Genomic DNA, 13,960 nt, shown 5'->3' on the forward strand with positions numbered 1-13,960 from the left:
TGCACCTTTCGCTCTTGTGTTGAAACATTGCCCTGCCATAGCCCTGACCCATGCCCAAGCACCATTCGCCCAAATTGAGCCCCCGGGGCCGCAAGGTCAAAATCCTCGCCACCATCGGCCCCGCCAGCCGGGAGCCGGAGATGCTCCGTCGTCTGTTCAAGGCCGGCGTCGACGCCTTCCGCGTCAACATGAGCCATGGCGACCAGGCGACCCACGCCGAGACGATCGCCGCGATCCGCGCTCTGGAAAAGGAATTCGACCGCCCGATCGCGATCCTCGCCGATCTCCAGGGTCCCAAGCTGCGCGTCGGCACCTTCAAGGACGGCAAGGCGGTGATCCGCCATTCGGGGCACTTCACGCTCGATCGCGATCCGACGCCGGGCGACGAGACGCGCGTCCAGCTGCCCCACCCCGAACTGTTCGGCATCCTCGAAAAAGGCCAGCGGCTGCTGATCAACGACGGCAAGATCCGGCTGAAGGTCATCAAGGCGGAGAAGGACAAGATCCTGTGCTCGGCCGAAGTCGGCGGGGTCATTTCGGACCGCAAGGGCGTCAACGTGCCCGACGCGGAAATCCCGATCCCCGCATTGACCGACAAGGACCGCAAGGATCTGGCCTTCGCCTGCGAGCAGGGCGCGGACTGGATCGCCTTGAGCTTTGTCCAGCGGCCCGAAGACGTCGCCGAAGCGCGCAAGCTCATGACCGCGACCGACGGGATGATGCCCGCGCTGTGCGCCAAGATCGAGAAGCCGAGCGCGGTGCGCCGCCTGGAAGAGATCGTCGAGCTGTCCGACGGGATCATGGTCGCGCGCGGCGATCTGGGCGTGGAGCTCGATCCCGAAGACGTGCCCCCGCTGCAGAAACGCATCGTCGACCTGACCCGGCAGGCGGGCAAGCCGGTGATCGTCGCGACGCAGATGCTCGAATCGATGATCGAGAGCCCTGCGCCCACCCGCGCCGAAGTCTCCGACGTCGCCAACGCGGTTTACGACGGGGCCGATGCGGTCATGCTCTCCGCCGAAACCGCGGCGGGTGAATGGCCGGAGGAAACGGTCGCGATCATGGACCGGATCGTGACCAAGGTGGAACGCGACGAAGGCTATCGCGCGCGGATGAAATTCCTCGAGACGAAGGCCGACCCGACCACTGCCGATGCGTTGAGCCATGCGTGCTCGACCATCGCCGCCACGGTTTCGATCGCCGCGATCACGGTTTTCACCTTCAGCGGGTCGACCGCAAGGCGGGTCGCGCGCGAGCGGCCTTCGGTACCGATGCTGGTGCTGACGCCGCAGAAGCGGGTCGCCCGGCGCGTGGCGCTGCTGTGGGGCGCGCACCCGGTCATCACCAAGGACATCGAGGATTTCGAGGAGATGATCGGCAAGGGAAAGCGGATGGCACTGCGCCACGGCTTCGGCGAAGCGGGCAACAAGCTGATCGTGCTCGCGGGCGTGCCGTTCGGCACTCCGGGCAGCACCAATCTGCTGCATGTCGTGTCCCTGAGCGGAGACGAGCTGAAAGGGCGGTGAGCGACGGCAGCGCCCGGCCAGACACGCAGGCGCTGCCAGCCCGTCATAAGAAAACCTTTATCCTCTCGCGATAGGCTCGGCTGCCATACGAAGGGGGCGATGGTGTCGATAGCGGTAGACCTGCATCTGACGATCCTGGGGGTGATCATGGGATTGATCCTCGTATCGCTGCTCGTCCACCTCACCTTGCGCCGCGGTTCCGCGCTCAGCTGGATGGCGGCGGGGCTTTTGTGCGTCTCTGTCGAGTTGCTGGTCCTGCGCTACGGCGCGCATTCGCGACTTGGTGTGGCGGCCATCGCCATGCTGATCCCCGCGATCTATTTCTGCGCCTCGCAGGCCATTCGCAAGGTCGCGGGCCTGCCGCTGTCGAACCGGCGCGTGGCGCTGGGGACCATCGCGCTCACCGCCCTGTCGCTTGTGCTGCTCGCCATGCCGGTGCCACCGACGCTGCAATATGTGCCGTTCCAGCTGGCCAGCATCCTGGTGTTTCTCGATACGACACTGGCGCTCTCCCGAAAAACCGGCAGGCATGTCCTCGACACCGGCCTCGTGGTGCTCGGCTTCCTCGTTCTCGTGGGCGTGATCCTGCGCATCCCGATGTTCCCGGCCCTGCTGGACGAGCCGACCCCCTGGGCGCAGTTCGACCCGGTCCTGTTCGAACGTATTTTCATCCAGTGCATGGGCGTGCTCAACACGGGCCTCGCCGTGATGATCGTTGCGCGGATCGTGGCGAATGTGATCGTCGGCTACCGTTACAGCTCCGAACGCGATGGTTTGACCGAGCTGCTCAATCGCCGGGCCTTCGACGCATTGATCGACAGGCCAGCCGCTTCGCATGGCGCCATCATCATGTGCGATATCGACCGGTTCAAGGCGATCAACGACCGGTTCGGCCATCATGTCGGCGACGAGGTGATCCGCTCCTTCGCCGGCACGCTCAGCCTCCACGGGGATCATGCCGGTCGCGTCGGCGGGGAAGAATTCGCGCTGCTGCTGCTCGATACCGGCATCGAACAGGCTGCCGCAGTGGCAGAGAAAATCCGCCGCGCCTTCGACAGCCTGCACCATCCGGCGATCGGCGCCACCGTCCGGCTCAGCGCGAGTTTCGGCGTGGCCGCTTTCGATGCGGGCGTTCCCGCCCGCACGGCCATGCGCAGCGCCGACCGGGCGCTCTACGCAGCGAAGCGGGAGGGGCGCAACCGCGTGACCATCGCCTGCGAGGAAGATCCCCGGCCCCAACCGATCCTTACCGCAGCGTGATGGTTTCCGGCGGCGCCGCAGGCATGGCATTTTCTGCAGGACGGGCGCGTGGGGCGGCCGGAACTCAGGATAATTTGCGCCCGGCATCTTGTGCCCCGTGGTCGCACGGGTAGTATCCGGCGCAAGGCGCGGCCCGTGCCTCCTCCCTCCCATCGGGGCAGCATCATTTCATGCAGGGCGCTTTCCACCTGTCGAACCCTTGGTTCGGGCAAGCACGCATAAGGAGGGGTTGCGCGGCTTCGCCCGGACAGGAGGAGACGACATGCGCCTTTCCCGACCGATCTACCAATTGAAGCGCCGCGCGAAGCTGCTCGCGCGCGAAGCCGCGATTCCCCTGCATCAAGCGCAGGACCGGATCGCGAAGAGCGAGGGTTTCGCCACCTGGAGCCTGCTGTCGGCGAGGCACGCCGATGCTGCGCGCCCGCCGTCGATCCTGAACGACCTTGCCGAAGGTGCGATGGTGCTGCTCGCCGCGCGGCCCGGGCAGGGCAAGACGCTGATTGGATTGCAACTGCTCGTCGATGCGGTGCGGGCGCGCCGGCGCGCGGTGTTCTTCACGCTCGAACTGACCGAGGGGCAGACGCGCGACCTGCTGACGCGGATCGGCGCGGGCGAGGACATCCCGCAGATCGTCACGGCAAACGACATCGACGCCGCGTCGATCCAGCGCCACCTTGCCGATGCCCCGCCCGGCACGGTTGCCGTGATCGATTATCTGCAGGTGCTCGACCAGAGACGCGACACGCCGCCGCTCGGCGATCAGCTCGCCGATTTGCGGGATTTCGCGGCGATGAGCGGCATTTCCTTCGCCTTCATCTCGCAGATCGACCGTGCCTATGATCCCGACGCCGCATTACTCCCCGGGATTTCCGACCTGCGTCTGCCCAACCCGGTGCCGGTCGCACTGTTCGACACGGCCTGCTTCACCCATGGGGGGCGAACGCAGATTCAGCCGATCCACTAACGAAACGGTGCGGGCGGTGGGCTAGGCCGCCGCCCGTTCGAGGCCATCCAGAAACGCCGCGACGTTCGCACCCAGCGCGTCGACCGCGTAGCCGCCTTCCATCACCACCAGCGTCGGCAGGTCGAGTGCGGCGATTCGCTTCCCCATCGCGGCGTAGTCTTCGCGTGCAAGCCTGAAATGCGAGATCGGATCTTCGGCGAAAGTATCCGCGCCGTAGGAGACGATCAGCAGATCCGCGCCATGCGCGCGCACCGCCTCCAGCGCCGCATCGAGTGCGGGCGCATAGCCCGACCAGTCGGTGCCCTGCGGCAGCGGCAGGTTGAGCGTCGTGCCCTCGCCTGCGCCCGCTCCCCGCTCGTCCGCATGGCCCCAGTAGAAGGGAAAGTCGGTCCTCGGGTCGGCGTGGAGCGAGGCGAAGAAGACCGCGCCATCATCGTAGAAGATGTCCTGCGTGCCGTTGCCGTGGTGATAGTCCACATCGAGGATCGCGATGCGCTTCACGCCCCGTCCCTGCGCGGCGCGCGCCGCAATCGCGGCATTGTTGAGGTAGCAATAGCCGCCCATGTAATCGCGCCCGCAATGGTGGCCCGGCGGGCGGCACAGCGCGAAGGCGGCGCGCTCTCCTTGCAACACCGCGTCGAGCGCAGTCAGCGCAGCCTGGGCCGCGCCATAGGCCGCTTGCCAGGTCTGCGCCGCAACCGGGGTGGAGGCGTCCATTGCGAAAGCCCCGATCTTCGCATCGATCCGGTCGAGAGCGAGCGCGCGGCGCGCAACGACCGGGAAGACATAGCCCATCGCATCGCCTTCGCGCCCCGCCGCCAGCCACAGGCCGTGCGCCTCCTGCAGGAAGGCGACGTATGCCGGGTCGTGAACGGCAAGGATCGGGTCGAGCCCGAAATCGCGCGCAGGCTCGCCCGGGCCGAGTTCGGCGAGCATCGCATCGAACCGCGCGGGGCATTCGGCAAAATCCATCCACCCGCCATTGTGCAGCTCGCGCGTCGGCGCGTGCAGCGCCTGCGCGGGGTCGGAGAAGTGCCTCATCCGGCGCTTTCGCCCGCGGCCCGCTTGAGCCGTGCGCGGGCCTCGTTCTCACCGATCAGCGGCAGCAGTTCGCCCATGTCGGGCCCGTGATCCATCCCGGTCAGGGCCTGTCGCAAGGGCAGGAACAGCGGCTTGCCCTTGCGCCCCGTGCGCTCTTTCAGCGTCGTGGTGAGCGCGCCCCACGGATTGTCGGACCACTCCAGCGCATCGGCAGCCTCGGCCAGAAAGGCACGATCCTCGTCCGAAAACGCGCGCGCCTCGATCGGGCCGGTGACCAGCCGCCACCACTCGGCAGCCTCCGACACATGCGAAAGGTTGGGCCGGATCGCGTGCCAGCCCGCCTCGTCGATGCCATCGGGCAGGCGTTCGCGCACATCCTCGAAATCGAGCTGGTGGACGATCGCGGCGTTGAGCCGCTCCAGTTCCGCCTCGTCGAACTTGGCGGGTGCGCGCCCGAAGGTCTGCAAATCGAACCCTTCGATCAGCACTTGCCGGTCCGCGATCGGCTCGACCGGCTTCGAGGTGCCAAGCCGGGCGAGCAGCGACATAATCGCCTCGGGCTCGATCCCGCGCTCGCGCAGGGCGTCGCAAGACAGCGATCCGAGCCGCTTGGAGAGCTTGCCCTCCTTGCCGACCAGCAGGGCAGTATGGCCGAAATGCGGGAAGCTATCGACAACGCTGCAGTGCTCCGCCCCCTCGCCTGCCTGATGCAACGCGCTGAACATCTGCACCTGCACGGCGGTGTTCGAGACATGATCCTCGCCGCGCAACACATCGGTTACGCCCATGTCGAGGTCGTCGACCACGCTCGGCAGCATGTAGAGCCAGCTGCCGTCGGCGCGGCGGATGACGGGGTCGGAAAGCTGTGCGGGATCGAATTTCTGGGGCCCGCGCACCCCGTCTTCCCAGTCGATATGCTCCCCGTGATCGAGGCGGAAGCGCCAGTGCGGGGCGATCCCTTCCGCCTCCTTCGCGCCGCGCTGTTCATCGCTCAACGCCAGCGCCGCGCGGTCGTAAATCGGGGGAAGCCCGCGACCCAGCGCGATCTTGCGCTTGAGTTCGAGCTCCTGCGCGGTCTCGTAGGCGGGGTAGACGCGGCCCGCCTCCTTCAGCTTGGCGAAGGCACTGTCGTACAGTTCAAGCCGCTCCGACTGGCGAAACTCGTCGTCCGGCTCAAGCCCCAGCCAGGCCAGATCGTGCCGGATTGCCTCGACATATTGCTCGCGCGAACGTTCCTGATCGGTGTCGTCGATCCGCAGCAGGAACCGGCCCGTGCCATCCCGGTCGCCTTTGCGAGCGAGCAGCCAGTTATGCAGCGCGGTGCGCAGGTTGCCGACATGGAGGCGGCCCGTGGGCGATGGCGCGAAGCGGGTGACGATCATGGGGGCCAGCGCTACTCCTGCCGGGCGCCCCCTTCAAGCGTGTGTCGCGCGAAGCTAGGCGACGTGGCTGCGGATCGGATGGACGTTGGAAGCCATGGCCTCCTGCGTGGGCCACTGCTGTGGCTCCGGCGATGGCTCCAGGAGATGCTCCGCCTCGATCGGGCGCGAGATGTAGTAACCCTGCGCGTCGGTACAGCCATGGCGCTTGAGCCATTCGTATTGTTCGCGCGTCTCGACGCCTTCGGCGGTGGTTTCCATGCCCAGCGCCCGTGCCAGCATCACGACGTTGCGCACGATCGCCTGGCAATCCTTGCGATCGAGCATTTCGGAGACGAAGCAGCGATCGATCTTGATCTTGTCAAAGGGGAAGGCGCGCAGGTAGTTGAGCGAGGAATAGCCCGTGCCGAAATCGTCGAGCGCGATGCGTACGCCCAGCTCGCGCAGGCGATAGAGCATTTCCACATTGGCCTCGCTATCGTGCATCAGCGCGCTCTCGGTAATCTCGATCTCGACCCGCTGCGGGTCGATCTGGGCGTTGATGATCGCACTGGTGAGCACGGTCACGAGGCTCGGTGAGCGCATCTGGATCGGCGAGAGGTTGATCGCGATGCGGTGACTCTCTTCCCAGCTCGCCGCTTCGTGGAGCGCTTGGCGGATGATCCATTCGCCCAGCGGAATAATCAGCCCGGTTTCCTCGGCGATGTCGATGAACTCTGCGGGCATGATCCGTCCTCGGACCGGATGCTCCCACCGCACCAGCGCTTCCTTGCCGGTCCACTCGCCGGTCTTGAGACACACCTGCGGCTGATAGACAAGCTTGAACTGGCCCTCGGCAATGGCAGTGCGCAGGTCCAGCTCGAGGTCGCGGCGCGTGCGTTCGCGCAGGTTGAGCGAGGCGTCGTAATCGGCATAGGTCGAGCGACCGGCGCGCTTTGCGGCATAGAGCGCAAGGTCGGCCTGGCGCATGAATTCCTCCGCATCGCACTTGGGTGCGCTGCAATAGGCAACCCCGACCGAGGCCGAGATGCGGACGGTCTGCCCCATCAGGTGGAAGGGTTCGGCCATTGCATCGACGATGCGTTGCGCGCACTGGTGCGCCGCATCAAGATCGCGCACGCGGGTCAGCAGCACCGCGAATTCGTCACCGCCGAGCCGCGCGGCGAGATCGTGCTCGCGCACGATTCCTTCGATCCGCGCCGCCGCTTCCTTGACCAGTTCGTCGCCGATATGATGGCCCAGCTTGTCGTTGACCGACTTGAAGTGGTCGAGATCAATATACAGCAGCCCGACGCGGCGATTCTTCACCTGATCGCCGAGCACTTCGGCCATCGTCTCGTTGAACAGCAGGCGATTGGCCAGCCCGCTGAGCGTATCGTAACGTGCCAGGTGCGCGACATGCTGCTCGGTCTGGCGGCTATCGGTGACATCGCGCAGCACGCCGCGGAGCGACCCGTCGATGCCCGGCTTGCCGGAAATCATCCACCACCGGCTTTCGCCCTGCACCTTGATCTCGAGGGTAAGGTCGCGAAAGGGAGTGCGCTCCAGCAGGAGGCCCGCAAGCTTCTCGCGCGTAGGCCCGGATGCGAACAGGCCCACCAGTTCGCGGCCTTCCAGAAAATCGCGATCGAGACCTGCGGCGTGGCCGAAGCGTTCGCACACGTTGCGCAGGCAATTGCCATCGTCGACCTCCCACAACCAGTCCGATGCGGATGCCTCGTATTCGTGAAGCAGCATCTTGACCGTGTCGGCATTGGATTGCTGGGCAATCTGTTCGCGCAACTGTTGCTCGTAATCGTGTCCCTGCCGCCAGCAAGCCCGGATCAGGACCGAGCCAAAGACCACCGCCAGCGCAAGCGACGGCCAGGAAATCGTGTCGGTCAGTATGAAAGACAGGACGCCGGCGCCCGCCATGGCTCCGGCCAGATAGCTGCTCATGGGCCGGGGAAACGGACGATAGGCCAGCACGGTGGACGACATGAGACCGGCGGTCAGAACCGCGAAAAAGACCGGGTGATTCTCGAACAGGGTCGGGAACAGCAGCACCGCGCCAATCACCCAGAACGCGGTTTCGACATTGGCCGCGAGGTTCAGTTCACGATAGGTCGTGTGCAGATGGCTTTCATCGATCGTATCCGCATAGAAATCGCGCGCCACACGCCATTGCCGCAGATTGCACAGGCCGATCACGGCGGCCCAGGCGATCGAAAACGCGAGGACCGGGTGCCCCCATACGCCCAGCACACAGGCGAAGGCCGCAAAGGCATGCAGGCCGCAAAGCGAAGGGAGATGGGAAACGAATTCCCTCAGGCGCCAGGCAAGCAGCAGATTTTTTTCGCCAAGGATCGCCAATTGCTTTTGGGTCACGCAGCATTTCCCCTTCCAGGGAAAGCGATTACCGGGAAATTCTTAAGCGAAGATCAAGCACATAGCGCTTTCTTGCAAGAAAGTTCCACGTCACTTGGCATGTCGCTCAGTAAAGCCACGTGATTCTTGCGCAAAACCGGTCAGGCCGCGCTATTTGTGGGCTATTGACCGAACAGCGTCAGGCTGTGGCCATTGCCAGAGATTCGTACGCCGTTTGCGGGGGTTCGCTCAATTCGGTCGGCAGCACGAATCGCGGTCATCACGTCAGGCAGACGCGGCGGGATCGCGATCTTGCAGACCGTAGCAGGCTCGCTCGCGGTCCCGCCACGCGGCGGCCCCGGCGTCGCGAAGCGCGTACCCGTGATTCTATAGCCCACGCTCTGACCCGCACAACGCGGCTCCCACCAGATTTCACTCTCATCGACGCTGAGCGCGATGCCGTAAGGCTCGTCGAAGGCCCGCCCGTCGATCCCGGCGACGCGCCATTCGCCCGCGAGCGAAAGCGATGGCTCAGCAGGCGCTCTTTCCAGCGCCATTACGCGCTCGCCGCGGGTCAGACGCAAGGTGCCGTTCGTGTGTACGGACACGTCCCAGCGGCCCTCCAGCGCCCCGATCACTCGCGGCAGCGCCTCGGGATAGCCGATCTCGCAGACGACGCGCGAGGCGTTGCGAGGCGGCTGGGTGAATTCGATTGCGTCGCCGACGCGGCGATAGGCAATCGACTGGCCCGCGCAGGCGGGCTGCCAGGTCAGCGCGTCGGCCGAGCCCTGCAAGGGGATCGGCATGTCGAGCGGTTCGCCGTCGATCGCGGAAACGCTCCATGGCCCACGCAGGTCGTAAGGCTCGGCCCGCGTGGCTGGATCGCTCGCATCGCTCGCCTGCGCCGCGGGGGGACCGTCTGCCTGCGGGGTGCAGGCACCCAGCGCGAGAACGAGTATTACCGATATCGAACGCATCGCGGTCGTCTCCCTTCGCGAATCGGGACGAGGCACGAAAAAGGCCCCGGAAGACTTGCTCTTCCGGGGCCCATTTTCATGCCGATGGGGTGAACCTGCGCTTACTCTTCGGTAGCGCCGGTTTCGCCTTCACCCGACTCTTCGCCGGTCTGCAGGTAATCGCCTGCATCGGCGTCGGTGCCGTGGGTCTCGCCTTCCATCTTGGCGAGCGGATCGTCGCCGGTCGCGGCTTCGGCACCCTGTGCGAGTTCGGCCTTGCGCTCCTCTTCCGCCGTTTCGGCGGCGATGATCGCTTCCTGGGCCTTCTTCCACGAAGCCTTCAGGGCGGCATCGCGGCTCGTCGCGGTGACGCGCATGCGGTTCATGGTCGCACCCGTGCCCGCCGGGATCAGGCGGCCCACGATGACGTTTTCCTTGAGCCCGATCAGCGTGTCCTTCTTCCCCTCGACCGAAGCCTGGGTGAGCACACGCGTCGTCTCCTGGAACGACGCCGCCGAGATGAACGAACGCGTCTGGAGCGAGGCCTTGGTGATGCCCAGCAGAACCGGCTTGCCCTGGGCATGCTTCTTGTTCCGGCCCAGCTTGCCGTTGACCGCGTTCATTTCCTCGAAGTCGACCTGTTCGCCCGGCAGCAGCACGGTATCGCCGCCATCGGTAATCTCGACCTTCTGCAGCATCTGACGAACGATCGTCTCGATGTGCTTGTCGTTGATCTTCACGCCCTGCAGTCGATAGACTTCCTGGATTTCGGTGCAGAGATACTCAGCGAGCGCTTCCACGCCGAGCACGTCGAGGATGTCGTGCGGGTTGGGCGAGCCCGAGATGAGCGTATCGCCCTTCTTCACGAAGTCGCCTTCCTGCACGTCGATCACCTTGGTCTTGGGGACCAGGTACTCGACGGGTTCACCCTCCTCGGGAACGATCGCGATCTTGCGCTTCGCCTTGTATTCGCGGACGAATTCGATCCGTCCCGAAATCTTGGCGATGATCGCGTTGTCCTTCGGAATGCGCGCTTCGAACAGCTCGGCAACACGCGGCAGACCGCCGGTGATGTCGCGCGTCTTGGCGGCTTCGCGCGAAGCACGGGCAAGAATGTCACCCGCAGCGACTTCCTGGCCATCCTCGACCGACAGCGTGGTGCCCGGCGCCAGCATGTAGCGCGCGGCCTCGTTCTCCTCATCGGTGCTGCCTTCGTTGAAGAGGGTAAGACGCGGACGCAGCTCTTCCTTCTTCTTGCGGCCCGTGGCGCGGTTTTCGGTGACCACGCGCTGGGCGATGCCGGTGGCATCGTCGACACGCTCTTCGAGGGTCGAGCCTTCGACCAGATCGAGGAATTTCACCACGCCCGACTGTTCGGTGATGATCGGCAGGGAGAACGGATCCCACTCGGCCAGACGATCGCCTTCGGAAACCTTCGCGCCATCCTTGTGCATCAGCACGGTACCGTAAGGCACCTTGTGGATTTCACGCTCGCGGCCTTCCTTGTCGATCACTGCCAGTTCGCCATTGCGGGCGAGCGACAGGATCCGGCCCTTCTTGTCGGTAATCGTGGGCATGTCGCGATAGACGACCTTACCTTCGGACACCGAGTCGAGGTGGCTGGTTTCGTTCAGCTGCGCCGCACCGCCGATGTGGAAGGTACGCATGGTCAGCTGCGTGCCCGGCTCACCGATCGACTGCGCCGCGATCACGCCGACCGCTTCACCGATATTGACCGGCGTACCGCGGGCGAGGTCACGCCCGTAGCAGGTGGCGCACACGCCCTGGTCGGCTTCGCAGACCAGCGGCGAACGGATCTTCGCGACCTGCACTTCGGCGGCCTCGATTTCCTTCACCATCGATTCGTCGAGCAGCGTGCCCGCCTTGATGATGACCTCGCCAGTCGCCGCATTGACGATGTCTTCCGCGGTGGTCCGGCCAAGGATACGTTCGCCGAGCGAGGCGATCACCGAACCGCCCTGCACGATGGCGCGCATGTCGAGGCTGTTGTCGGTTTTGCAGTCCTCGACCACGATCGTGCAGTCCTGCGACACGTCGACGAGGCGGCGCGTGAGGTAGCCCGAGTTGGCGGTCTTCAACGCGGTATCCGCCAGACCCTTACGAGCCCCGTGGGTCGAGTTGAAGTATTCGAGGACGGTCAGGCCTTCCTTGAAGTTCGAGATGATCGGCGTTTCGATGATCTCGCCCGAAGGCTTGGCCATCAGGCCGCGCATACCCGCGAGCTGCTTCATCTGCGCTGGCGAACCACGCGCACCGGAGTGGCTCATCATGTAGATCGAGTTGATCTGCGCTTCCTTGCCGTCACTGTCGATCGGGCGCGACTTGATCTTGTCCATCATGGCGTCCGCCACCTGGTCGCCGCAACGGCTCCAGGCATCGATCACCTTGTTGTACTTTTCCTGCTGGGTGATCAGGCCGTCCTGATACTGCTGCTCGTAATCCGCGACGAGGGACTTGGTCTTTTCGACCATGCCTTCCTTCGATTCGGGGATTTCCATGTCGTCCTTGCCGAACGAAATGCCGGCCTTGAACGCGTAGCGGAAGCCCAGCGTCATGATCGCGTCGGCGAACAGCACCGTGTCTTTCTGGCCGGTGTGGCGATACACTTCGTCGATCACGTCGCCGATGTCCTTCTTGGTCAGAAGGCGGTTGACGATGTCGTAGGGCACCTTGTGGTTCTTCGGCAGACATTCGCCGATCAGCATCCGGCCCGGTGTGGTGGTGAAGCGCTTGAGCTCGACCTTACCCTTTTCGTTGGTCTGCGGCACGCGGGTGATGATCTTGGAGTGCAGCGTGACCGCACCGGTTTCGAGCGCGTAGTGAATTTCGCTCATGTCGGTGAAGCGCGGCAGCTTCTCGATCTTCTCGCCATCTTCCCCGTCGAGGAATTCGGGCGTGTGCTCCTGACGTTCCATCGAGAGGTAATAGATCCCCAGCACCATGTCCTGCGAAGGCACGATGATCGGCTTGCCGTTGGCGGGCGAGAGGATGTTGTTCGTGCTCATCATCAGCACGCGCGCTTCGAGCTGGGCTTCCAGCGAGAGCGGCACGTGGACGGCCATCTGGTCACCATCGAAGTCGGCGTTGAAGGCCGAACAGACGAGCGGGTGCAGCTGGATCGCCTTGCCTTCGATCAGCACGGGCTCGAACGCCTGAATGCCGAGACGGTGAAGCGTCGGCGCGCGGTTGAGCATGACCGGGTGTTCGCGGATCACCTCGTCGAGGATGTCCCACACTTCCTTGCGCTCGCGCTCGACCCACTTCTTGGCCTGCTTGAGCGTCATCGACAGGCCCTTGGCGTCGAGCCGGGCGTAGATGAACGGCTTGAACAGCTCGAGCGCCATCTTCTTCGGCAGGCCGCACTGGTGCAGCTTCAATTCCGGCCCGGTCACGATGACCGAACGGCCCGAATAGTCGACGCGCTTACCCAGAAGGTTCTGGCGGAAGCGGCCCTGCTTGCCCTTGAGCATGTCGGACAGCGACTTGAGCGGACGCTTGTTGGCGCCGGTGATCACGCGGCCGCGGCGACCATTGTCGAACAGGGCGTCGACCGATTCCTGCAGCATGCGCTTCTCGTTACGCACGATGATGTCGGGCGCGCGCAGTTCGATCAGGCGCTTCAACCGGTTGTTGCGGTTGATGACGCGGCGATACAGGTCGTTGAGGTCGGACGTCGCGAAGCGGCCGCCATCGAGCGGCACCAGCGGGCGCAGTTCGGGCGGGATCACGGGGACGACTTCGAGGATCATCCATTCGGGGCGGTTGCCCGATTCGATGAAGCTCTCGACGACCTTCAGACGCTTGATGATCTTGGCAGGCTTGAGCTTGGACTTGGTGGTCTCGAGCTCTTCGAGAAGGTCGGCCTTCTCCTGCTCCAGATCGAGGTCCATCAGCATGTTCTTGACGGCTTCGGCGCCGATTCCGGCGGTGAAGGCGTCTTCGCCATACTCGTCCTGCGCTTCGAGGAGCTCATCCTCGGTCATCAGCTGGAAGCGTTCGAGCGGGGTGATGCCCGGCTCGGTGACGATGTAGTTCTCGAAGTACAGCACGCGCTCGAGCACCTTCAGCTGCATGTCGAGCAGCAGGCCGATGCGCGAAGGCAGCGACTTCAGGAACCAGATATGCGCAACCGGCGCGGCCAGTTCGATGTGGCCCATCCGCTCGCGGCGGACCTTGGTCACGGTCACTTCGACGCCGCACTTTTCGCAGACGACGCCCTTGTACTTCATGCGCTTGTACTTGCCGCACAGGCACTCGTAGTCCTTGACGGGTCCGAAGATGCGCGCGCAGAACAGCCCGTCACGTTCGGGCTTGAACGTGCGGTAGTTGATCGTCTCGGGCTTCTTGATCTCGCCGAAGGACCACGAGCGGATACGCTCGGGGCTGGCGATGCCGATCTGGATCTCGTCGAAGGTTTCGGGCTTCGCGAGCTGGTTGGTGAATTTGGTCAGTTCGTTCATTTCTCAC

General features: G+C 64.5%; 8 protein-coding genes. 3 read left to right on the top strand and 5 right to left on the bottom strand.

Going from position 1 to position 13,960, the window contains the following annotated elements:
- Positions 1-50 precede the first annotated feature (50 nt).
- From pyk to AAG612_RS15390, 3 genes are all read left to right on the top strand, one after another.
- Positions 51-1,526 carry a pyruvate kinase gene (gene pyk, locus AAG612_RS15380; protein WP_342511681.1) on the top strand — a complete coding sequence of 492 codons (1,476 nt, stop codon included), beginning with the start codon at positions 51-53 and terminating at the stop codon, positions 1,524-1,526.
- A gap of 99 nt (positions 1,527-1,625) precedes the next feature.
- On the top strand, positions 1,626-2,786 hold the full coding sequence (locus AAG612_RS15385; protein WP_425341870.1) for a GGDEF domain-containing protein: 1,161 nt from the start codon (positions 1,626-1,628) through the stop codon (positions 2,784-2,786).
- A 262-nt stretch (positions 2,787-3,048) separates the two neighbouring features.
- Entirely contained in the window at positions 3,049-3,750 is a 702-nt protein-coding gene (locus AAG612_RS15390; RefSeq protein WP_342511685.1) for a DNA helicase, read from the top strand.
- 21 nt (positions 3,751-3,771) lie between these two features.
- Here the strand turns inward: AAG612_RS15390 and AAG612_RS15395 are convergent, their stop codons facing one another.
- From AAG612_RS15395 to rpoC, 5 genes are all read right to left on the bottom strand, one after another.
- Positions 3,772-4,791 carry a histone deacetylase family protein gene (locus AAG612_RS15395; protein ID WP_342511687.1) on the bottom strand — a complete coding sequence of 340 codons (1,020 nt, stop codon included), beginning with the start codon at positions 4,789-4,791 and terminating at the stop codon, positions 3,772-3,774.
- Positions 4,788-6,173 carry a glutamate--tRNA ligase gene (gene gltX / locus AAG612_RS15400; RefSeq protein WP_342511689.1) on the bottom strand — a complete coding sequence of 462 codons (1,386 nt, stop codon included), beginning with the start codon at positions 6,171-6,173 and terminating at the stop codon, positions 4,788-4,790. The genes AAG612_RS15395 and gltX overlap by 4 nt, the downstream gene beginning before the upstream one ends.
- A 54-nt stretch (positions 6,174-6,227) precedes the next feature.
- Entirely contained in the window at positions 6,228-8,537 is a 2,310-nt protein-coding gene (locus AAG612_RS15405) for a putative bifunctional diguanylate cyclase/phosphodiesterase (protein ID WP_342511691.1), read from the bottom strand.
- A gap of 161 nt (positions 8,538-8,698) precedes the next feature.
- Positions 8,699-9,493: a YdgH/BhsA/McbA family protein gene (locus AAG612_RS15410; RefSeq protein ID WP_342511694.1), complete on the bottom strand. Its 795-nt coding sequence runs from the start codon at positions 9,491-9,493 to the stop codon at positions 8,699-8,701.
- Positions 9,494-9,594: 101 nt separating this feature from the next.
- The gene (gene rpoC, locus AAG612_RS15415) at positions 9,595-13,953 is read right to left on the bottom strand and encodes a DNA-directed RNA polymerase subunit beta' (RefSeq protein WP_342511696.1); all 4,359 of its coding nucleotides are present in this window, start codon (positions 13,951-13,953) and stop codon (positions 9,595-9,597) included.
- Between the last annotated feature and the right edge of the window lie 7 nt (positions 13,954-13,960).

This window comes from Citromicrobium bathyomarinum (assembly GCF_038594605.1).
GTDB lineage: Bacteria > Pseudomonadota > Alphaproteobacteria > Sphingomonadales > Sphingomonadaceae > Alteriqipengyuania > Alteriqipengyuania bathyomarina_B.

Excerpts from the sequence above, each read along its gene's own strand:
- AAG612_RS15410 (WP_342511694.1), bottom strand. The coding sequence starts at position 9,493 with ATGCGTTCGATATCGGTAATACTCGTTCTCGCGCTGGGTGCCTGCACC.
- rpoC (WP_342511696.1), bottom strand. The coding sequence starts at position 13,953 with ATGAACGAACTGACCAAATTCACCAACCAGCTCGCGAAGCCCGAAACC.
- AAG612_RS15395 (WP_342511687.1), bottom strand. The coding sequence starts at position 4,791 with ATGAGGCACTTCTCCGACCCCGCGCAGGCGCTGCACGCGCCGACGCGC.
- AAG612_RS15385 (WP_425341870.1), top strand. The coding sequence starts at position 1,626 with ATGGTGTCGATAGCGGTAGACCTGCATCTGACGATCCTGGGGGTGATC.
- AAG612_RS15390 (WP_342511685.1), top strand. The coding sequence starts at position 3,049 with ATGCGCCTTTCCCGACCGATCTACCAATTGAAGCGCCGCGCGAAGCTG.
- gltX (WP_342511689.1), bottom strand. The coding sequence starts at position 6,173 with ATGATCGTCACCCGCTTCGCGCCATCGCCCACGGGCCGCCTCCATGTC.
- pyk (WP_342511681.1), top strand. The coding sequence starts at position 51 with ATGCCCAAGCACCATTCGCCCAAATTGAGCCCCCGGGGCCGCAAGGTC.